This window comes from Kitasatospora sp. NPDC028055, assembly GCF_040637885.1.
GTDB lineage: Bacteria > Actinomycetota > Actinomycetes > Streptomycetales > Streptomycetaceae > Kitasatospora.
On sequence record NZ_JBEZXE010000039.1, the window covers coordinates 1 to 17,175 of the forward strand.

The window sequence follows — 17,175 nt, forward strand, 5'->3', positions numbered from 1 at the left end:
CGTCGCACGACGGGTTCGGGAGGAGGCCGCTGGGAAAAGGGCCAGCCCACGGGCTGGCACCTCGCCCGGCGGCCCACCTCACGCTGGACGGTGCCGCGTGAGCGCCGCCCACCACCCGATCCACCCCGCCGACCCGGCCCTGCTCCACCTCACCGGCCGCCAGCTCACCGAACTGATCATCGAACTCCGCACCGAGGGGCGCGAGTTCGGCCTCCTCTGGCCGTCCGCCCACCCGGGTGAGACCAACCTGACCGGCCGCCGGCTCGTCAACTTCGGCAACGTCCCGGCGAGCACCCTGATCAACCTCCTCGCGCTCCTCCGCGAGTACAAGCGCAGCCGCGACGGCGGTCACCACCGATGCTCGGACTCCTGATCGTCAACCTCCTCGCGGCCCTCCTCGGCGCGCTCTGCGAAACCCGCTCCACCGGCTTCTGGCGCAACCGACCGACGTCCGACCCCCGCTCACCGGCGCCCGCCCCCAGTAGCCGATTCCGGTCCGTCCGTACGCAGGAAGTCGGCCCGGTCGACTTCCTGTGCACACCCCGCCCGTGCAGCCCTGGTGCCTTCGGATCCTCATGGTGGGGGTGTGAGTGAAGCCAGCGCGGTGGGCCGCACCGCACCGGCGGCGGCCGAGCCGAGCAGCAGGCCGGCCAGGTCATGAGGCAGCGCCTGCTCACCGGTCGGAGCCGCCGCTGTGATTCGGTCCAGCCGGAAGCCTCGACCGGCCTGCCGTTTGCGGCACCAGGCGATGAGGTACCACCTGCCGTCGGCTGTGAGCAGTCCGGCCGGCTCCACCACGCGGTCGCTCTCCCGCCCTGCCGCGTCGAGATAGGACAGCTGCAGCACCGAGCCGTTGGTGAGGGCCTGTTCCACTGCGGCTCGGACCGGCTGCGCGGTCCGAGCCGGCAGCGTGACAATCCGTGCGGCGAGTTCATGGGCCGCCACCGAGGCTGGACCGGTCATCGAGGCCGCGATTTTCTGGGATGCCGTGCGGGCCGCACTGGCGTAGGGGGCCGAGGCATCGGCCATGGCGAGCGCGGCAACCAACGCCGAGGCTTCGTCGGCGGTGAAACGGATCGGGGGGAGAGTCATCGCCGGGTCGATCGACCAGCCCCCGCCTCGTCCAGGTGTGGTGCGCACCGGGACACCGGCCTCCATCAGTGCCTGAAGGTCACGCTGCACCGTGCGCGTGCTGATCTCGAACCGCGCGGCCAGCACCGCGACCGTCAACGGCCGCGGCGCCGCCGCGCGCAACTCTTCCACCAGTGCATAGAGCCGAGGAGTGCGGTTCATGAGGCTGACGCTACTGTCACGCGCTGGCCAGGAAGTCCCGCTCCCGCTGCAGTTCCCGCTCGGTGATGGTCAGCGGGAACAGCGTGAAGCCGTGCATTGCGCCGGCGACGACGCCGAGTTGCACGGGCGCCCCGGCCGCCTGCCACCGCTCCGCCAGGAAGAGCGAGTCGTCCAGCAGCGGATCCTCGGTACCGACGACGATCCGGGCGGGCGGCAGGCCGGCCAGGTCGGCGAAGAGCGGCGAGACCTCCGGGTCGCGGCGCTGCTCCGCCTCCATGCCCGGCGTGAAGAGCTCGTAACTGCCGTGCAGTGCGTCGGTGTTGCTCAGCAACTGCCTGGAGCCGAACGACCGCTGGCTCGGTGTCATCGACAGGTCGTACGGGCCGAAGAGCAGGTGGGCCGCCCGGAACGCGCCGGTGATGCCGTGCCGGTCGCGAAGGCGCAGCAGGGTCAGAACGCTCAGGTGGGCGCCGGCCGACTCGCCACCGATCAGCAGCCGCCCGGTGCCGAACTCGGTCGCGGCGTGGTCCGCCAGCCACCGCGCGGCCGCTTCGCAGTCGTCGGGGCCGGCGGGGAACGGGTGCTCCGGAGCCAGGCGGTACTCCACGCTCACCACGGCCAGCCGCGCCTGCACGGCAAGCCGCCACAGCCGCTCGTCCTGCCCGCCCGCAGAGCCGAACGCCCAGCCACCGCCATGGATGTGCAGGTACACGCCCTCGACGTGATCCGGCACGAGCACCCGGACCTTCACCCCGCCCGCGACGACGCGGTCCTGGCCCTGCGGCAGGCTCACCGGTGGCGTGTCGCCTCCGAGCCGGTTGCGCCGCAGGAGCGCCAGCACGGTTGCATCCGGTGCCCGCCCGCGAGGTGGGCGGCTTGCAGCAGCAGCCTCGAACTGTTCGTTGAATGCCAGGGTCTCGGCGAGGCAGTCCTCGTCTGTGATCGTCATGCGTCGACCGTCGCCGCTGTCCGCGACAACACCCTGTCACCCTTTCCCGGTGAACTGCGTCACAGTTGGCCGGAGCCTCCTTGCGTGCGCCGTCAGCCCCCGGGAGATCAGCGGTAGGCGGCGAGGAAGGCCCGTACGCCGGCTTCGGCGTAGCGCTCCAGCTCGGCGTCCGTGTGCTGCGGGCTCCCGTGGAACATCGCCTTGTTCACCGGGATCCAGAGCAGCAGTCCCGAGAAGTGGTTGGCCGCGAGCAGTGCGTCGTCCACCTTGAGCGCGCCCTGGTCGGCCAGTCGCTGGAAGGTCTCGGCGAGGGTCGCGAGCACCCGCTCGAAGCCCTGCTCGTACCAAGTGGCGCCCAGTTCCGGGAAGTTGTCGGCGTTGGCGATGATCAGCCGGCGCAGCTGGAGCACCTGTGGCCGGGTCAGGGTGGTGAGGAACTGCCGGGCGAGGGCGCCCAGGTTCTCCTCCAGTGTGGCCGGGTCGGCCGGAATGTCGGACACGAGGTCGATCATCGCCTCGATCCGGTCGGTCGTGGCGAGCACGATCTCGGCGAACAGCTTCTCCTTGTCGGCGAAGTGCTTGTACACCGTCTGCTTGGACACGGCCGCGAGCTTGGCGATGTCGTCCATGCTCGTGCCCGCGTAGCCCTTCGCCATGAAGACCGTGGTCGCGGCTTCCATGATCGCCTGGTGTTTGCGGGCCGACCGGGTGCCGGGCTCGTTCGCTTCCATTCCCGTCTCCCTCCTCCTACTTCTTGGTTCCTCGTCCTGGGCGAAACAGTACTGGACAGTCCAGTTCCTGCTCCAGTACCGTACCGTCCAGTTCCGCAGTACTGGACAGTCCAGTTCTGGCGGCCTTACGTCCTTGAGGGGACTTCCATGGCTCAGCAGGCGATCGACACCGCTTCCACCGCTTCCACCGCTTCCACCGCTTCCACCGCTTCCACCGCTTCCACCGCTTCCACGTCTGCCACCACGTTCACCGGCCGGCGCGCCCTGCTGGCCGGCGGCGCGCTGGCCGGCCCGCTGTTCCTCGGCCTCGGAGTGGCCCAGGGCCTCATCCGTCAGGGCTTCGACTTCTCCCGCAACGCCATCAGCCAGCTCGGCCTCGGCGACCTCGGCTGGATCCAGGTCGCGAGCTTCCTGCTCACCGGCGTGCTGCTGGCCGCCGGCGCGGTCGGTCTCCGCCGCACCATCGGCGGCACCCCTGGCGGCACCTGGACGCCCAGGCTGGTCGCCGCGTTCGGCGTCTCCTTCCTCCTGGCCGGCGTCTTCAAAGCCGACCCTGGCGCGGGCTTCCCGGCCGGAACGCCGGACGGCCGCGGTGAACTGAGCGGCCACGGCACCGTCCACCTGCTCAGCGGCACCCTCGGCTACCTGGCGCTCTGCCTCGCCTTCCTCGCCCTGGCCCGGCACTTCGCCGCGCGCGGGGAGCGCGGCTGGGCCGTGGCCTACCGCATCGTCCCGGTCGGCGTGCTGGCCGGCTTCGCGGGCTCCGGCGCCACCGTCCTCGCCTTCACCCTCGGCGCCGGCCTCGGCCTCCTCGCCCTCGCGGCAGCGATCCTGCGGGTCGGGGCCGTTGTCAGTGCCGACCGCTAACGTCGGCTCCGTAACGTCAACTTCCTCACGTCACCTCAGAACAGCCGCACACCGGCCGAGTAGAGAACAGGACACCCGCGCGATGACCACTCCCGTCAAGGGCCCCGCCAGCTACTTTCCGGCGATCGAGAAGAAGTACGGCCGCCCGGTCGAGGAGTGGCAGGGCCTGATCCGCAGCTCGCCGCTCACCAAGTACATGGAACTCGTCGCCTGGCTCAAGACTGAGCACGGCCTCGGCCACGGCCACGCCAACGCGCTCGTCGCCCACACCCTCGCCGAGCACAAGGCCGGCTGACCGGCCGCCACCCGCCACCACCTGGGGGAAGCCTCGTGATCCTCGCAATCCGCACCTACCTCCTCCGCCCGCCCCGTCGCCGGGGCCCCTAATCCGTTGTTAGCGGCTTGAACTGGCGGCGGCCCTGTGGGTGCCGGGCAGACGCCATCGGGGTACCTGGCTGGAAAGCCTCACCGCCGGCTGCCTCTTGGCGTTCTCCGCGATCACCGCCTCGCCCGGCGCCAAGGCTCACTACCGGCGCCGCCGCGACGACCACGGTGGCTGGCACGCCGCTGCCCAGCGCGACCTGTTCAACCGCATGCTTGGCCAGCTCTACGACTGCCTCAAGGCCCGCTGTCTGTTCGACGAACAGACAGCCTTCCCCACCGCACTGCCCGTCGCGGCCTGACCGTCTGGTGGTCGGTGCCGAGGTCAGGCAACCCTGTGCGGCATGGCTCCGAGGACGAGGCCGTCCATGCCTGTGGGCAGCCGTCCGAAGGTGGCCAGGCCAAAGGGCTGGACCGTGTAGAGCTCGCCTTGTTCGTCGATGCCAAGAAGGGCATGGCCGTGGTCGAGCTCACCGACAGGGAAGATCTTGACTCCTCTGGCTTCGCTCCAGGCCGCGAAGCGGTCTTCCTCACTGTTCCAGACGTTCATGGGGTCCAGGTCGAATGCCTCACGAGCGCGGGTGATTCCGGCGCCAAGCCACCCGACCTGCAACCCACCGAACTCTGCCAGGAACTCCTTCGCAGCTTGGTGCATCACCAGGCCGGTCTCCGCGAAGCTCACGCGCCACACGTCGGTGTCCACACGGCGACCGGAGAACCAGCCCACCGAGCGCAAGGTTGCCTGGGTGACGGGGGCGAGATCGCTCATGTCGGCACATCCTGGCGTCACCAGGGCGCAGTCGCAATGGACCCTCGATTCGAGCACTGCACGAGATCGACCTGACGGCTTGGCGCCGTGAGGTGTCTGCGGTCGGTGTCAGTAGCGGCTCAGGGCGCTGCCGCCGCAGGAAGGGGGTTGCGCGGGGGCTCCCGTAGCGCTGACGATCATGCGATGAGCACAGTGATCAGACGGGTACGGGTCGAGGAGTGGGAGCGGGTCAAGGAGATCCGGCTCGCCGCGTTGCAGGACCCGGTCGCGGGCATCGCCTTCCTGGACACCTACGAGAGCGCCGCTGCCAAGCCGGACGAGTTCTGGCAGGAGCGCACCGCCGGAGCCGCCGAGGGCGACGCGGTGCACCAGCTTGTCGCGGAGGCCGCGGACGGCCGCTGGCTCGGCACCATGACCGTGCTGCTCGAGCAGCCCGGCGGGGAGGGTGCCCTCGGCGGCGACGTCGTCACCGTGCCGCAGACCCACGTCGTCGGGGTCTACGTCCGCCCCGAGGCGCGCGGCACCGGCCTGGCGCACGAGCTGATCCGGGCCGCCCAGGAGTGCTCCTGGGCGCTCACCGAGCCCAAGGTCCAGCGGGTCCGGCTGTTCGTCCACGAGGACAACGCCCGTGCCGAGGCGATGTACCTGCGGGCCGGCTTCCGGCGCTCCGGCGTCTCCGTGCCGGTGCCGGGTGACGAGACGCACCGGGAGATCGAGCTCGCGGTCGAGCGGGGCTGAGCCCCGCCCGACGGCCGTAAGCCGTCCGGCGCCCGCCGCCTGCCGCCCGCCGCCCGTCAGCGGAAGTCCTCCGCGTGGTCCCGGACCCAGGAGCGGAAGCTGCGGGCCGGGCGGCCGAGCACCTGCTCGACCGTGTCCGTCACCCGTTCCGGTTCACGGGTGAACGACTCCCAGGCCCGCAGCCGGGACTCCACGAAGGCCGCGTTGCCCCAGGCCGCCGTCAGCTGCTCGCGGGCCGTCTCCGGCGCCAGTTCCTCCCAGCGGACCTCGGTGCCCAGCTCCTCGCCGATGATCCGCACCAGCTCGGCGTGGGCGAGCGACTCGGGCCCGGTGACCACGTACTTGCCGCCGTCGTGCCCGTCCTCGGTGAGCGCCCGGACGGCCACGTCCGCGATGTCGCGCTCGTGGACCAGCGAGCGGCGCGCCCGCCCGTACGGCCAGCGGACCACGCCCGTGCGGACCTGGTCGGCCCAGCCGAGCGCGTTGCCCGCGAAGTCGATCGCCCGGACGAAGGTCCAGGCCGTGCCGGAGCGGCGGATCAGCCGCTCGATCTCCTGGTGGAAGACCACGGCCGGTTCGTCGTCCGCGAGGTCCGGCACGTCCGTCGAGAGGTAGACGACGCGCTCGGCGTGCTCGGCGATCAGCTCGACCACCCGTGGCTGCACCGGGATCCCGGGCCACATCAGGTAGACGCCGTCCACCCCGCCGTCCAGGGCTGCCGTCAGGCTCTCCGGCGCCGCAAGATCCCCTTCGAAGGCCGCCACCCCGGCCGGCAGCGAGGACGCGGCCGCGTCCCGCACCAGCGCCCGTACCTCGTGCCCGCCTTCGACCAGCGAGGCCACCACGTGCCTGCCCACACTGCCGTTCGCGCCGATCACCAGAACCTTGGTCATGCCGGGCCCAACTGCGCGACCGGACCGGCCTATTCCCCTCGCGCGGCCCGGGCGGGGCACTGCCAGTCGGCCGCGTCGAGCTCCTGGTCCGCCGTGTCGCCGAGGTGGAAGCAGTGGCCGAAGGCCCACACCGTGACCGAATCCCGGCGGTGGTCGACCTGGAAGGGCTGATCACCGCGCACGGTCCCGGGCCACGAACCGTCCGCTGCGGGCGAGTGGGTGATGACGACCCGGGTCTGCCCCGGCCCGAGCTGGTAGGCGTCGGCCCACGGCTCCACGGTCAGCTCCAGCGGCGTATCGCCGTCGTTCCTGACCAGCAGCCGCGCGGTTCCCCCGGCGAACATCTCCGACACCACTCCTCGACCTGGACGCATATCTGCGGACCGATCATCGCACCGTCGGACCGGCCGACCTCCCGGGCGGAGCTAGGCTCGGCCGATGGTCGAATCCTCATCAGCTCCCGGCCCCGGCCCCGACAGCGCCCTGCGACTCACCGTCCTGGGGAGCGCCACCCCCTACCCGAGCGCGGACAACCCGTGTTCCGGCTACCTGGTGACTGCCGGGGGAGCCCGGGTGTGGGTGGACGCGGGCACCGGGACCCTCGGTCCGTTGCAGCGGTACGTCCGGCTGGACGGGCTGGACGCGATCTGGATCTCGCACCTGCACGCCGACCACTGCGCCGACCTGCTCACCGCCTACTACGGCGCGTTGTACGCGGACGTGCGGCTCGCCGCGCCGATCCCGCTCTACGGCCCGCCCGGCATCGCCGACCGGCTGGCGGACTTCCTGACCAACTCGGCGCGCCGCAGCCCGGTCGAATCCGCCTTCGCCGTCACCGAGTTGTCCGACGGGCACCGGGTCGTGGTGGGCTCCGGCGCGCTGCCACTGACGCTGACCAGCCGGGCGGTGGAACACGGCATGCCGGCCTTCGCGCTCCGGGCGGAGGCCGGTGGCCGCTCGCTGGTCTACTCCGGCGACACCGCGCCCTGCGCCGCACTCACCGAACTGGCCGCCGACTGCGACCTGTTGCTGTGCGAGGCGGAGGGCGACGACCCCGCGCACCACACCGCCGAGCAGGCCGGCGCCACCGCCGCCGCGGCCCGGGCCGGTCGGCTGGTGGTCACCCACGTGGGCCGGGCGCTGACCCCGGCGGAGGCGGTGGCCCGCGCCGCGTCCCGGTTCGCCGGCCCGGTCGGGCACGCCGACCCGGGAGCGGTCCTCACGGTCTGACGGGCCCGGCCGTCGCGAAGTGTCAACCGCCCACCCGCACCACGTACTTGCCGGTGGCCCGCCCCTCCTGCATCGCGTCGTGGGCGGCCGGTACGGCCTCCAGGCCCGGGAGCTCGGTGAGCGGCACGGTGAGTCCGCGGTGCGCCTGGAGGTCGAGGGTGGTCCGGATGGCCCGGGCGAGGCGTTCGGGTGCGGTGACGGCGTAGCCGCGGTGGCTGAACCCGGTGACGGAGAGGTTGCCGCCCATCAGCCGGCCGAGCGGGGGCAGTGCGTCGAGTTCGCCGCCGCCCGCGTTGCCGAACAGGACGATCCGGCCGCCGGGCGCGGTGACGGCGAGGTCGAGGTCCAGGGCGGCGGTGCCGAGCGGGTCGAGCACGAGGTCGACGCCCCGGCCGTCGGTGGCGGCGCGGACGGCGTCGGCGAGCTTCTCGTCGCGGGCGAAGGCGTGGTGGTAGCCGAGTTCGACGGCGGCCGCGGCCTTCTCCGGGCGGCCGACGGTGCCGATCAGGACGCCCCCGCCGCCGAGCAGCGGGACGAGCTGGGCGACGGCGCTGCCGATGCCGCCGCCGGCCGAGTGGACCAGGACGTTGTCCCCGGCGGTGAGCCGGCCCGCGTCGGTGAGCAGCAGGACGGCGGTGGCGAGGCCGAGCGGGGCGGCGGCGGCCGCGCTGAGCGCCAGCCCGTCCGGGACGGGGACGGTGAGGACGGCGTCGGCGAGCACCACCTCGGCGAGTCCGCCGCCGACGGGCGCGGCCGCGACCCGGTCGCCGACGGCGAGTCCGGTGACGCCCTCACCGAGCGCGCGGACCGTACCGGCGACCTCCTTGCCCGGCAGGTGCGGCCACTCGGCGGTGTAGCCACCGTCCCCGCGGCGGGTCATCACGTCCACGAAGTTCAGCCCGGCCCAGGCGACGTCGATCGCGACCTGGCCGGGGCCGGGGCGCGGTGCCTCGATCTGCTGGATCTCGGAGTTCTCGGCTCCGCCGGGTGCGGTCATCACCAGTGCGCGCATGTCGGTCCCCCTCGACTACGATGTTCGACGAACGGCGAAATTGCCGAGACACAGTGGTACCACCCAGTTTCGTCGTTTGTCGAACATCGCAGATCAGAGGAGGTAGGAAGATGCCCCGCAGCACCCGCCGCCGGCCGGCGCTCGCCCACCCCGCGGTCGAGGAGATCGACCTGTACGACGTCCTGCACGCGCTCTCCGACCCCACCCGGATGACCATCGTCCGGATTCTGCGCGCCGAGCCCGAACGGGCCTGCGGCACCTTCCCGGTGGACGTCGCGCCCTCCACGCTCAGCCACCACTTCAAGGTGCTGCGCGAATCCGGCGTGATCAACCAGCGCGAGGAGGGCAACCGCCGGTTCTCCGCGCTGCGGACGGTCGACCTCGAACGGCGCTTCCCCGGCCTGCTCGACACCGTCCTGGCCGCGCTCGCACGCAACGAGCACGGAGCGGAGCTCGGCGCCGAACCGGCCTGGCACGGCTAGGTCGGGATCCGCGACCCCCTGCGGCGCCGCAGCATCAGGGCGACCATCCCGGAGTTCAGTCGGAGTTGAACCACACCAGCGTTGCCGGGCCGTCCGGCGTGATCACCGGTACCCACGCCTCATCGGCCTCACGGATCCGGCTCTCGTCCAGGCGCAGAGCGTGCGGCTCCTCGGTAGTCCCATCGCATGCCCAGTAGCGGAGGGCGCCGATGACCTCCCGGAGCCTGTCCCGCTCGGCATCCGGCCACCCGTAGTTCCAGGTGCCGGCACCACGGAAGTGCTTCTCGAACAGCTCGCGCAACGCGTCCAGCTCATCAGGGCCGAACAACGGCACCAGAAAGCCTTCGACCTGCCCCTGCCGACAAGCCGTTCCGCCGTACTGCTGCTGGTAGAAGACCCCGGTCTTCGCCTCGACCACCACATACAGCCAGCCGCCGGCACTCATGCCGTCAGGATCGAGGAAGACGAAGCGTCGAGAGCTCATGGCGCCAGTCTTCCGGGCTGCCCGCCACGAGCTCAACGACTTTGGCCCTGCAAGATCAATTACGAGACAGGGCTCGGTCCATCGCCTTCGGGCCGACTTCCCGTGCAGTGTCGCTTGACGGCGTGGGCTGCCAGGGTTACCTGCCCGCCGGCCAGTACATCGACAAGGACATGACGCCGATCAACTCGATCACCCTGCAGCCGTAGTCGGCGCCCGCCGCTGATCTCCGCCCGTTGCGCAGGAAGTCGGCCCGGCCGACTTCCTGCGCAACGAGGACTCTCACTGGAGAATCAGGGGTTGCGCGGCGCGGCCGCGCGGTGCCGGCGGTGGTACGAGACCGTGACCGCCGCCAGCAGCGGGCCCCAGGCGACCGCGGGCAGGTAGAGGAAGCCGACCAGCAGATGCCCCAGCGGGGTCATGTTCGGATGCTGCACGCCCCACCAGAAGAGGAACGGCGTCCAGAGCACCGTCAGCCCGGCTGCGCCCAGCGAGGCCGCCAGGACGACCCGGCGCGGGTTCACCGGCCGCCCGCCGAGGAGCGGGATCCAGCGCGGCGGCACCGTACCCCACGGCCGGACCAGGCCCAGGGTGAGCAGGGCCAGCGCCTCGGTGAGCACGCTCAGGGTGAGCGGCCAGACCGCGTCCCAGCCGGTGAAGCCCACCGCGTGGTAGCCCGCGTCGGTGTAGCCGCCGTGCAGGCCCAGGACCAGGCCGAGCCGCCACAGCCCGGCGGGCAGGGCGGTCACCGCGGCCAGGTGGGCGGCCCGGACGGCCCAGCGCGGCGGGGCGGGCACGGCCTCAGCGGCGGGGGAGCGGGTGATGGCGGTGGTCGGCTGCGGCGTCGTCATGGCTCCACCCTCCGGTGCGGGCCGGTGACGCCGCGTCCGCCCGGCGGCGGGCTTGCGACGCGCTCCTCCCCCGGCCGGGGGAGGAGCGTCTCAGCCCCGTCTCAGCCCCGCCGCAGCCGCGACGAGCGCGCCCTCAGCGCAGCCGCGACGACGACAGGATCGACGCCAGGTGCGCCACCACCATCCCCCAGGTGATCACCGTGATCCCGGCGAGCGTCCACCGGGTGGCGTCCAGGTTGTGCAGTCCGGCGTCCACGACGGCGGCCGCCAGCAGCACCAGTGAGGCCTCGATGCCGTTGGTCACCCGGTGGATCTTGAAGATCGAGGCAAGCCGGCGGGCCGTCGCGATGCCCTGGGAACGCGGCTGGGTGGACTCCTCGTCCGCCGGCGCCTGCCCGCTGCGCGCCCGGGCCACGTCCACCAGGTCCGTCGAGGCCTTGAGCAGGACCACGCCCAGCGCGGCCGCCAGGCCCGCCGACACCCACAGCTCCGAGCCGCCGCGCGCCGCCCGCACGCCCGCGCCGACCATCAGCGCGGCGTCCGCGAGGTAGGCGCCCAGCCGGTCCACGTACACCCCGGCCATGCTGAACTGGCGCTTCCAGCGCGCCACTTCGCCGTCCACGCAGTCGAACAGCAGGAACAGCTGGAACAGCACCGCCGCGAGCACCGCGCCGGTCAGGCCCGGGATCAGCAGGGCCGCGCCGCCGCCGACCCCGCACACCACCATCACCCAGGTCAGGGTGTTCGGCGAGACCGAGGTGCGCACCAGCTGACGGGTGGTCCGCAGCGAGACCGCCCGCATGTAGAGCCGGCCCGCCCAGTGCTCACCGTTGCGGCTCTGCAGCTTGGCCTGCGGCTGGCACACCTCGCGCAGCTCGGCGAGCGCCGGAGCAGCCACCATGACGACATCCCTCCACCTGTCCCGAAACGATCACCACAGGCTACGGCCTCCCGAGGGGGCGCCCGACCAGCCGGTACGGCCCCCGGCGGCCGGGAAAACCGGTGGGCCGCCCGAGCACCCCCGGGCTAGGCTTCCCGGGTTCACCGGAACCGGAGCCCCCGGGCCCGATCGCCCACCCCCGCAAGCCCGTTGACGCCGTGCCGCGCGACGCCGCCCGGCGTGCCGCGGCCCGGGGCGCGACGCTCCGGCGCGGGGCGGGGCGGAGGCGCCCCGGGGCGGAACGAGGAGAGTCCAGCACCATGGTGACCACGGACACCGCCCCGCAGAGCCCCGCCCCGCAGAGCCCCGACCTGGCCCGGCTCCTGGCCGGCCACCGGCCGCAGGGCCCGGTCGAGACCGCCGACCATGCCAGGGCGACCGCCCTGGTCGAAGCCGCAGACGCCGCAGAGGCCGCAGACGCCACAGACGCCGCCTCCGTCTGGGACCGCGGCACCCCGCTGCACTTCACCGCCTCCGCGCTGATCGTCCACCCGCCCACCCGCCGGGTGCTGCTGCGCTGGCACGTCCGCCAGCAGGCCTGGCTGCAGGTCGGCGGCCACGGCGACCCGGGGGAGACCCTCCCGCTGGACATCGCCCTGCGCGAGGGCCTGGAGGAGACCGGCCTGACCGACCTCACCCCCTGGCCCGACGCCGCCCTCGTCCACCTCGCCGTGGTGCCCGTCCCTGCCTCGCCCGTCGAGCCCGCCCACGAGCACGCCGACCTGCGCTTCCTGCTCGCCACCGACAGCCCGGACGACGCCCGCCCGGAGAACCCGGCCTCCCCGCTGGAGTGGCTGAGCATCGAGGAGGCCCGGCAGCGGACCACCGAGGAGAACTTCCGCGAGACCCTCGACCGCGCCGCCCGCCTGCTCGGCTGAACCGGACCACCCTCACCCAAGGACCCTCATGCACACCGACCAGATCCTCATCTTCGACGCCGACGACACCCTCTGGGAGAACAACGTCCTCTTCGAGCGGGTCATCGACGGCTTCCTGGACTGGGCCGCCGCCCCGGAATCCCGCGACGGCGCCCGCGCCCTGCTCGACCGGATCGAGGCCGCCAACGCGGCCGCCCTCGGCTACGGCGCCACTGTCTTCCGGCAGAGCCTCGCCGACTGCCTGCGGCAGCTGAACGACGACCGCACCCCCACCGCGGCCGAGCTCGCCCGGATCGACGAGCTGCTCACCCCGCTCACCCGGCGCGGCGAGGTCGAACTGATCGCCGGCGTCGCCGACACCCTCGCCGCCCTGGCCGGCCGCCACCGGCTGCTCCTGCTCACCAAGGGCGACCAGGAGGAGCAGCAGGCCAAGGTGACGGCCTCCACCATCGACCACCACTTCGGCGGGATCCACATCGTGGCCGAGAAGTCCGTCGACACCTACCGGCAGCTCACCGCCGAACTCGGCCTCGACCCGGACCGCACCTGGATGATCGGCAACTCGCCCAAGTCCGACATCGCCCCCGCCCGCCGGGCCGGCCTGCGCACCGTCTTCATCCCGCACGAGCACACCTGGGTGCTGGAGCACGAGGACCTCGGCCCGGACGAGGCGACGCTGCAGCTCGCGGCCTTCCCGGAGCTGCTGCGCCACTTCTGAGCCGCGGGGCCGAGCCGCGGGGCCGAGCCGCGGGGCCGAACCGCCGGCCCGGCCGGTCCTGCGGAGGTCCTCCCGGTCAGACCGCGAGCGCCGTCGCCGGGACCTGGCCGGTGCCCCGGTACAGCCAGGCCCGCTCGGAGGCCGACCACACGCTGGTGGTGAGCAGGTAGAGCGCGGCGGCCACCGGCACCAGCATCGCGAACACCACCGACACGAAGGACAGGTACGGCAGCAGCCCCGCCCCCGGCTGCGGGGTGGTCTGCGCGGCCGTCGCGCGCCGGGCCCGGCGGTAGTTGACGTACCCGACCGCTGCCAGCCCGGCGTACAGCAGGCCGAACACCGCGAACTGCCCGGCGCCGTGCGCGTTCCCGACGTGCAGGCCCAGCGGCACCCCGAACAGGGTGTGGTCCAGCAGGTCGTTCGGGGTGGTGAAGAGCCGGTACATCACCGAGAAGAACGGGATCTGCACCAGCATCGGCAGGCAGCCCGCGAACGGCGAGACCTGCTCCTTCCGGTACAGCTCCGCGAGCGCCTCGCGCGCCTTCTCCGGGTTCTTCTTGTGCTTCGCGTTCAACGCGGCGATCTTCGGCGCCAGCTTCGAGCGGGCCTTCTCCCCACGCGCCGCCGCCCGCGCCAGCGGGTGCAGGCAGAGCCGCACGGCGAGCACGAACAGGACGATCGCCAGCGCGGCCGGCAGGGCGTGGGCGAGCGTGGCGACCACGGCGTGGGCGACGGTGACGGCCGGGTCGAGAACAGACAGAACGAACATGGTGAAGCGAGCCCTCCGGGGTCTCAGGACATGAGTGATCGGCGGAGGACGGCCGCGAAGAAGGTACGGGCAGCCGCGAGAGCGCGGGCACCGTACGGGAGAACTGCGGGACTACGCGGCCGCCAGGGCCGCTCCCGGCGCCCTGGGGCGTCGCCTGCCCCGGGCGTCCGGATCACGCTGCGGAAGGAACGCCGTACGGAACGCGCGGCGCCGCAGCACCCCGCTGCGCACCGCGGCCGGGGCCCGTGCCCCCAGCAACCGCGCCCCGGCGAGAGCCCCCGCGACCGCCCCGGCCACCAGGACCATCGCCGCCACGGCGGCGACGGACGCAAGCCCGCCGCCCTCGGTCACCAACTGCCCGGTCAACACCCGGAGCAGGCCCAGCAACATCGCGACAACACCCACGGCAGGCCCCCCTCTCGATGTCTTCCCGGCTCCGGACGTTCAGCACGACGATCCTACGACCCCCCGGGTTCCCGGTGTAAAGGGGAATTTCTCACGGAGCGTCCATCGCGTGCACCCACACCCGTGTCCCCCCGTCCGCCTCCTCCGCCAGCCACGCCGACTCGGCGAGGCGCTTGTTGTGGCCGGGCAGCGCGTCGGCGACGACGGAACCGTGGCGCAACGCCCCCGCTGCCCTCGGGTCCGGCGCCCCGGCCTGACGGAACCCCTCCAGCACACCGCTCCCGAGGTCCGTGCCGGCGTCCGGCGTCAGCGGGATCCCCAGTCCGTTCAGGAACCCCTGCTCCCCGCCAGGCGGCAGCCGGAACGAGAGGAACGCCACGTCGTCCTGGAGCCCCTTCCGGTACGCCCACCGCAGCTCGCCCGCCGACCCGGGCACCCGCACCCGCGCGAACGCCGCGACCTCCTCGGAGCCCACCGTCACCCACGACCCGGGCCGCCCGCTGTCCGCCGCCGGATGTCGATCCCACTCCCGCAACCAGTACAGGCCTCCCACGGCGCCCGCGGTGAGCACCAGTGGCAGCACGACCCCCAACAGCAGGGTCCGCCATCGCCGTCGCCTCACTGCTCCTGCCTCACAGCCCCGCCCGCGCACCCTGGCGTCCCCCTCGGGATCCGGCGCCACCGCCGGGACCACCCTCGGCGTCATCGAGCCGGACGTTCCGGGAGGGCCGTCGCCACTCCGGCGTTCGAACGTAGTCGATCGGCCGGGGCGGCGGGGCGTGAATCCACGAACGCGCGGGGTGTAGCCGTTGGTGCTACGCGGGGCTACCTTGGAGGGCATGAGGACGATTACCCAGCGGGAGTTCCGGAACAACTCCGCCGCGGTGATGGACGCGGTGGAGGCGGGGGAGACCTTCCACATCACCAGGAACGGGGTCGAGGTCGCGGAGCTGCGGCCGGTGTCCGGGCGGCGGCGGCTCACGGCGGAGGAGCTGGTGGCGCGGCACGTGAAGTTGCCGCGGGTGGACTACCAGGAGATGCGCAAGGAGGCCGAGGAGTACTTCGGGCCCGAGGAGCTCGTCGGGGACGAGGGCGACGACCCGTTCGAGCGGCGGCGTGGCTGAGCGCCGGAGGGCGTCCCGGCGGCGGCCCGCCGGGGTGCTGGACACCTGTGTGTACATCGACCTGGCGCTGCTCAACCCCGGCGACCTGCCCGCCGTGCCGGAGCTGACCGCGATCACCTTCGCCGAACTCCAGCAGGGCGTCTCGATGGCCCGCGACCCGATCAGCCGGGCGGCCCGGCTGGAGGTGCTCGGCGCGGCGATGGCCGACTTCGACCCGCTGCCCTTCGACGCGGCCGCCGCCGCCCGCTACGGCACCCTCGTCACCCTGACCATCGCCGCCGGACGGCAGCCGCGCCCGCGCCGGATCGACCTGATGATCGCCGCGGTCGCCTCCGCCCACGGGCTGCCGCTGTACACCCGCAACGTGGCGGACTTCCGGGGGCTGGGCTCGGCCGTGGAGGTCATCGGGGTGTGAGGGCGGCGTCGGCCCCGCTGCGCTCCACCTCGTCCGCCGGCACGGTCGCGGCCTTCATCGCCGCCACCGCGGCCGCGACGATCCCGGCGAACGGGATCCCGGCGAACGGGATCACGGCGAGTAGGAGAGTCGGTCGAGGAAAGGTGAAGCGGGGTCGGTCGGTCGGACCGTCAGCTCAGCCGGACCGTCCGGCCGGTGGCCGCCGAGGTGCGGGCGGCCTCCAGGACGGTGAGGGTGGCCACCGCGTCGCGGGGGTCGACCGGGGGCGGGGTGCCGGGGGTGGCCAGGGCGGCGGCGATGCCGGCGTAGAAGGCGGGGTAGTCGCCCGGGTCGGTGGGCAGCGGGATCGTGGACCCGTCGCTGCCCAGGGTGCCGTAGTGCTCGGGCAGGTCGGCGCCCCACGGGTGGGTGCCGTCCGGGCGGCGGCCCGACCGCAGTTCGGCCTCCTGCGGGTCCATGCCGTGCTTGACGTACCCGGCGGTGTCACCGAGCACCCGCAGCCGGGGACCGGTCAGCGGGGTGATGGCGCTGGTCCACAGGTGCGAGCGGGTGCCGGAGGCATGGGTCAGGGCGACGAAGGCGTCGTCGTCCACCACCGCGCCGTCCCGCCGCACGTCGATCTCCGCGTACACCGTCTCGACCGGCCCGAACAGGGTGAGCGCCTGGTCGACCAGGTGACTGCCCAGGTCGTACAGGGTGCCGCCGACCTCGGCCGGGTCGGCGAGCTCGCGCCAGCCCGCCTTGGGCTTGGGGCGGAACCGCTCGAACCGGGACTCGAAGCGGTGCACCCGGCCGAGCGCGCCGCCGCGCACCAGCCGGCTCGCGGTGAGGAAGTCGCCGTCCCAGCGCCGGTTCTGGAACACCGACAGCAGGACGCCCCGCTCCTCGGCCAGCCGGCACAGCTCCAGCGCCTCGGCGGCGGTGCCGGCCAGCGGCTTGTCCACCACGGTGGCCAGGCCGGCCCGCAGGGCGGCGCGGGCCAGCGGGGCGTGGGTGCGGTTGGGCGAGGCGACGACCACCAGGTCCAGCGCGTCCGGGTCGGCGAGCAACTGCTCGGGGGTGTCGACGGCGCGGGCCTCCGGGTGCTCGCGCCGCAGCTGCTCGCGGCGCTCCGGGTTGGCGGTGACCACGGCGTCCAGCCGCAGCCCGGGCGTGGTGGCGATGAGCGGGGCGTGGAAGGCGGAGCCGGCCAGGCCGTAGCCGATCAGGCCGACGCGGAGGGGGCGGGGGGCGGTCAGCGGGTTCATGC

Annotated in this window: 25 protein-coding genes and 1 pseudogene; 11 read left to right on the forward strand and 15 right to left on the reverse strand. The window is 73.0% G+C overall.

All coding sequences use genetic code 11. From position 1 onward, the window contains the following. The first annotated feature begins 97 nt into the window (after positions 1 to 97). Positions 98 to 373 carry a hypothetical protein gene (locus AB0F71_RS29900; protein ID WP_360240646.1) on the forward strand — a complete coding sequence of 92 codons (276 nt, stop codon included), beginning with the start codon at positions 98 to 100 and terminating at the stop codon, positions 371 to 373. Between the two features lie 200 nt (positions 374 to 573). Here AB0F71_RS29900 and AB0F71_RS29905 read toward each other — a convergent pair whose 3' ends face one another. The 3 genes from AB0F71_RS29905 to AB0F71_RS29915 all read right to left on the reverse strand — a co-directional run bounded on the left by AB0F71_RS29905 (position 574) and on the right by AB0F71_RS29915 (position 2,973). Beyond that, positions 574 to 1,293 carry a YafY family protein gene (locus AB0F71_RS29905; protein ID WP_360240649.1) on the reverse strand — a complete coding sequence of 240 codons (720 nt, stop codon included), beginning with the start codon at positions 1,291 to 1,293 and terminating at the stop codon, positions 574 to 576. A 16-nt stretch (positions 1,294 to 1,309) separates the two neighbouring features. Next, positions 1,310 to 2,242 (reverse strand): alpha/beta hydrolase, encoded by a 933-nt coding sequence (locus AB0F71_RS29910; RefSeq protein WP_360240652.1) that lies wholly within the window; start codon positions 2,240 to 2,242, stop codon positions 1,310 to 1,312. 107 nt (positions 2,243 to 2,349) lie between these two features. Further along, a complete protein-coding gene (locus AB0F71_RS29915; RefSeq protein WP_360240655.1) occupies positions 2,350 to 2,973 on the reverse strand; it encodes a TetR/AcrR family transcriptional regulator in 624 nt (207 codons plus the stop codon). Positions 2,974 to 3,120: 147 nt separating this feature from the next. Between AB0F71_RS29915 and AB0F71_RS29920 the strand changes: the two genes are divergently transcribed. From AB0F71_RS29920 to AB0F71_RS29930, 3 genes and pseudogenes are all read left to right on the forward strand, one after another. After that, complete coding sequence (locus AB0F71_RS29920) at positions 3,121 to 3,840, forward strand: DUF998 domain-containing protein (protein WP_360240658.1); 720 nt, start codon at positions 3,121 to 3,123, stop codon at positions 3,838 to 3,840. An 82-nt stretch (positions 3,841 to 3,922) separates the two neighbouring features. Continuing rightward, the gene (locus AB0F71_RS29925) at positions 3,923 to 4,135 is read left to right on the forward strand and encodes a DUF4287 domain-containing protein (protein ID WP_360240661.1); all 213 of its coding nucleotides are present in this window, start codon (positions 3,923 to 3,925) and stop codon (positions 4,133 to 4,135) included. A gap of 169 nt (positions 4,136 to 4,304) precedes the next feature. Then, positions 4,305 to 4,523, forward strand: a pseudogene (locus tag AB0F71_RS29930) (IS110 family transposase); the annotation flags it as partial. A gap of 23 nt (positions 4,524 to 4,546) precedes the next feature. Here AB0F71_RS29930 and AB0F71_RS29935 read toward each other — a convergent pair. Beyond that, positions 4,547 to 4,990: an SUKH-3 domain-containing protein gene (locus AB0F71_RS29935; protein WP_360240664.1), complete on the reverse strand. Its 444-nt coding sequence runs from the start codon at positions 4,988 to 4,990 to the stop codon at positions 4,547 to 4,549. A 183-nt stretch (positions 4,991 to 5,173) separates the two neighbouring features. On the opposite strand from AB0F71_RS29935, the gene AB0F71_RS29940 reads away from it, so the two are divergent. After that, positions 5,174 to 5,728: a GNAT family N-acetyltransferase gene (locus AB0F71_RS29940; RefSeq protein WP_360240667.1), complete on the forward strand. Its 555-nt coding sequence runs from the start codon at positions 5,174 to 5,176 to the stop codon at positions 5,726 to 5,728. Positions 5,729 to 5,784: 56 nt separating this feature from the next. On the opposite strand, the gene AB0F71_RS29945 is transcribed toward AB0F71_RS29940, so the two are convergent. Both AB0F71_RS29945 and AB0F71_RS29950 read right to left on the reverse strand, forming a co-directional pair. Further along, entirely contained in the window at positions 5,785 to 6,621 is an 837-nt protein-coding gene (locus AB0F71_RS29945; protein WP_360240670.1) for an NmrA family NAD(P)-binding protein, read from the reverse strand. Positions 6,622 to 6,650: 29 nt separating this feature from the next. Continuing rightward, complete coding sequence (locus tag AB0F71_RS29950; protein WP_360240851.1) at positions 6,651 to 6,965, reverse strand: hypothetical protein; 315 nt, start codon at positions 6,963 to 6,965, stop codon at positions 6,651 to 6,653. 94 nt (positions 6,966 to 7,059) lie between these two features. Between AB0F71_RS29950 and AB0F71_RS29955 the strand changes: the two genes are divergently transcribed. Then, positions 7,060 to 7,851: an MBL fold metallo-hydrolase gene (locus tag AB0F71_RS29955; RefSeq protein WP_360240673.1), complete on the forward strand. Its 792-nt coding sequence runs from the start codon at positions 7,060 to 7,062 to the stop codon at positions 7,849 to 7,851. A gap of 22 nt (positions 7,852 to 7,873) precedes the next feature. On the opposite strand, the gene AB0F71_RS29960 is transcribed toward AB0F71_RS29955, so the two are convergent. Beyond that, a complete protein-coding gene (locus AB0F71_RS29960; protein WP_360240676.1) occupies positions 7,874 to 8,863 on the reverse strand; it encodes a zinc-binding dehydrogenase in 990 nt (329 codons plus the stop codon). A gap of 110 nt (positions 8,864 to 8,973) precedes the next feature. Here AB0F71_RS29960 and AB0F71_RS29965 point away from each other — a divergent pair, with 110 nt between their 5' ends. After that, entirely contained in the window at positions 8,974 to 9,345 is a 372-nt protein-coding gene (locus tag AB0F71_RS29965; protein WP_360240680.1) for a metalloregulator ArsR/SmtB family transcription factor, read from the forward strand. Positions 9,346 to 9,400: 55 nt separating this feature from the next. Here the strand turns inward: AB0F71_RS29965 and AB0F71_RS29970 are convergent, their stop codons facing one another. From AB0F71_RS29970 to AB0F71_RS29980, 3 genes are all read right to left on the reverse strand, one after another. Further along, positions 9,401 to 9,829 (reverse strand): DUF6210 family protein, encoded by a 429-nt coding sequence (locus tag AB0F71_RS29970; protein ID WP_360240683.1) that lies wholly within the window; start codon positions 9,827 to 9,829, stop codon positions 9,401 to 9,403. Positions 9,830 to 10,119: 290 nt separating this feature from the next. Next, positions 10,120 to 10,677 carry a hypothetical protein gene (locus tag AB0F71_RS29975; RefSeq protein WP_360240686.1) on the reverse strand — a complete coding sequence of 186 codons (558 nt, stop codon included), beginning with the start codon at positions 10,675 to 10,677 and terminating at the stop codon, positions 10,120 to 10,122. 133 nt (positions 10,678 to 10,810) lie between these two features. Continuing rightward, a complete protein-coding gene (locus AB0F71_RS29980) occupies positions 10,811 to 11,578 on the reverse strand; it encodes a CDP-alcohol phosphatidyltransferase family protein (protein ID WP_360240689.1) in 768 nt (255 codons plus the stop codon). Between the two features lie 299 nt (positions 11,579 to 11,877). Between AB0F71_RS29980 and AB0F71_RS29985 the strand changes: the two genes are divergently transcribed. Further along, positions 11,878 to 12,495: an NUDIX domain-containing protein gene (locus AB0F71_RS29985; RefSeq protein ID WP_360240692.1), complete on the forward strand. Its 618-nt coding sequence runs from the start codon at positions 11,878 to 11,880 to the stop codon at positions 12,493 to 12,495. Between the two features lie 28 nt (positions 12,496 to 12,523). Beyond that, positions 12,524 to 13,213 (forward strand): HAD family hydrolase, encoded by a 690-nt coding sequence (locus AB0F71_RS29990; protein WP_360240695.1) that lies wholly within the window; start codon positions 12,524 to 12,526, stop codon positions 13,211 to 13,213. Between the two features lie 76 nt (positions 13,214 to 13,289). Here AB0F71_RS29990 and yidC read toward each other — a convergent pair whose 3' ends face one another. The 3 genes from yidC to AB0F71_RS30005 all read right to left on the reverse strand — a co-directional run bounded on the left by yidC (position 13,290) and on the right by AB0F71_RS30005 (position 15,009). Continuing rightward, the gene (yidC, locus tag AB0F71_RS29995) at positions 13,290 to 13,982 is read right to left on the reverse strand and encodes a membrane protein insertase YidC (RefSeq protein WP_360240698.1); all 693 of its coding nucleotides are present in this window, start codon (positions 13,980 to 13,982) and stop codon (positions 13,290 to 13,292) included. Positions 13,983 to 14,093: 111 nt separating this feature from the next. Continuing rightward, on the reverse strand, positions 14,094 to 14,387 hold the full coding sequence (locus AB0F71_RS30000) for a DUF6412 domain-containing protein (RefSeq protein WP_360240701.1): 294 nt from the start codon (positions 14,385 to 14,387) through the stop codon (positions 14,094 to 14,096). A 91-nt stretch (positions 14,388 to 14,478) separates the two neighbouring features. Next, positions 14,479 to 15,009, reverse strand: a complete 531-nt coding sequence (locus tag AB0F71_RS30005) for a hypothetical protein (protein ID WP_360240704.1) — start codon at positions 15,007 to 15,009, stop codon at positions 14,479 to 14,481. Positions 15,010 to 15,226: 217 nt separating this feature from the next. Here AB0F71_RS30005 and AB0F71_RS30010 point away from each other — a divergent pair, with 217 nt between their 5' ends. Continuing rightward, complete coding sequence (locus AB0F71_RS30010; protein ID WP_360240707.1) at positions 15,227 to 15,511, forward strand: type II toxin-antitoxin system prevent-host-death family antitoxin; 285 nt, start codon at positions 15,227 to 15,229, stop codon at positions 15,509 to 15,511. Continuing rightward, on the forward strand, positions 15,504 to 15,926 hold the full coding sequence (locus AB0F71_RS30015) for a type II toxin-antitoxin system VapC family toxin (RefSeq protein WP_360240710.1): 423 nt from the start codon (positions 15,504 to 15,506) through the stop codon (positions 15,924 to 15,926). The genes AB0F71_RS30010 and AB0F71_RS30015 overlap by 8 nt, the downstream gene beginning before the upstream one ends. On the opposite strand, the gene AB0F71_RS30020 is transcribed toward AB0F71_RS30015, so the two are convergent. Together AB0F71_RS30020 and AB0F71_RS30025 are read right to left on the reverse strand one after the other, a co-directional pair. Further along, complete coding sequence (locus AB0F71_RS30020) at positions 15,913 to 16,041, reverse strand: hypothetical protein (RefSeq protein WP_360240713.1); 129 nt, start codon at positions 16,039 to 16,041, stop codon at positions 15,913 to 15,915. The genes AB0F71_RS30015 and AB0F71_RS30020 overlap by 14 nt on opposite strands. 55 nt (positions 16,042 to 16,096) lie before the next feature. Then, positions 16,097 to 17,173 (reverse strand): Gfo/Idh/MocA family oxidoreductase, encoded by a 1,077-nt coding sequence (locus AB0F71_RS30025; protein ID WP_360240716.1) that lies wholly within the window; start codon positions 17,171 to 17,173, stop codon positions 16,097 to 16,099. Positions 17,174 to 17,175 lie beyond the last annotated feature (2 nt).

Bases quoted from the DNA above. Each gene is read 5' to 3' on its own strand.
- AB0F71_RS29925 (WP_360240661.1), top strand. From the start codon at position 3,923: ATGACCACTCCCGTCAAGGGCCCCGCCAGCTACTTTCCGGCGATCGAG.
- AB0F71_RS29990 (WP_360240695.1), top strand. From the start codon at position 12,524: ATGCACACCGACCAGATCCTCATCTTCGACGCCGACGACACCCTCTGG.
- AB0F71_RS29910 (WP_360240652.1), bottom strand. From the start codon at position 2,242: ATGACGATCACAGACGAGGACTGCCTCGCCGAGACCCTGGCATTCAAC.
- AB0F71_RS29980 (WP_360240689.1), bottom strand. From the start codon at position 11,578: ATGGTGGCTGCTCCGGCGCTCGCCGAGCTGCGCGAGGTGTGCCAGCCG.
- AB0F71_RS29985 (WP_360240692.1), top strand. From the start codon at position 11,878: ATGGTGACCACGGACACCGCCCCGCAGAGCCCCGCCCCGCAGAGCCCC.
- AB0F71_RS29965 (WP_360240680.1), top strand. From the start codon at position 8,974: ATGCCCCGCAGCACCCGCCGCCGGCCGGCGCTCGCCCACCCCGCGGTC.
- AB0F71_RS29940 (WP_360240667.1), top strand. From the start codon at position 5,174: ATGAGCACAGTGATCAGACGGGTACGGGTCGAGGAGTGGGAGCGGGTC.
- AB0F71_RS29935 (WP_360240664.1), bottom strand. From the start codon at position 4,990: ATGAGCGATCTCGCCCCCGTCACCCAGGCAACCTTGCGCTCGGTGGGC.
- yidC (WP_360240698.1), bottom strand. From the start codon at position 13,982: ATGTTCGTTCTGTCTGTTCTCGACCCGGCCGTCACCGTCGCCCACGCC.
- AB0F71_RS29920 (WP_360240658.1), top strand. From the start codon at position 3,121: ATGGCTCAGCAGGCGATCGACACCGCTTCCACCGCTTCCACCGCTTCC.
- AB0F71_RS29975 (WP_360240686.1), bottom strand. From the start codon at position 10,677: ATGACGACGCCGCAGCCGACCACCGCCATCACCCGCTCCCCCGCCGCT.
- AB0F71_RS29915 (WP_360240655.1), bottom strand. From the start codon at position 2,973: ATGGAAGCGAACGAGCCCGGCACCCGGTCGGCCCGCAAACACCAGGCG.
- AB0F71_RS29970 (WP_360240683.1), bottom strand. From the start codon at position 9,829: ATGAGCTCTCGACGCTTCGTCTTCCTCGATCCTGACGGCATGAGTGCC.
- AB0F71_RS29905 (WP_360240649.1), bottom strand. From the start codon at position 1,293: ATGAACCGCACTCCTCGGCTCTATGCACTGGTGGAAGAGTTGCGCGCG.
- AB0F71_RS30010 (WP_360240707.1), top strand. From the start codon at position 15,227: ATGAGGACGATTACCCAGCGGGAGTTCCGGAACAACTCCGCCGCGGTG.
- AB0F71_RS29955 (WP_360240673.1), top strand. From the start codon at position 7,060: ATGGTCGAATCCTCATCAGCTCCCGGCCCCGGCCCCGACAGCGCCCTG.
- AB0F71_RS29950 (WP_360240851.1), bottom strand. From the start codon at position 6,965: ATGTTCGCCGGGGGAACCGCGCGGCTGCTGGTCAGGAACGACGGCGAT.
- AB0F71_RS29960 (WP_360240676.1), bottom strand. From the start codon at position 8,863: ATGCGCGCACTGGTGATGACCGCACCCGGCGGAGCCGAGAACTCCGAG.
- AB0F71_RS30025 (WP_360240716.1), bottom strand. From the start codon at position 17,173: ATGAACCCGCTGACCGCCCCCCGCCCCCTCCGCGTCGGCCTGATCGGC.
- AB0F71_RS29945 (WP_360240670.1), bottom strand. From the start codon at position 6,621: ATGACCAAGGTTCTGGTGATCGGCGCGAACGGCAGTGTGGGCAGGCAC.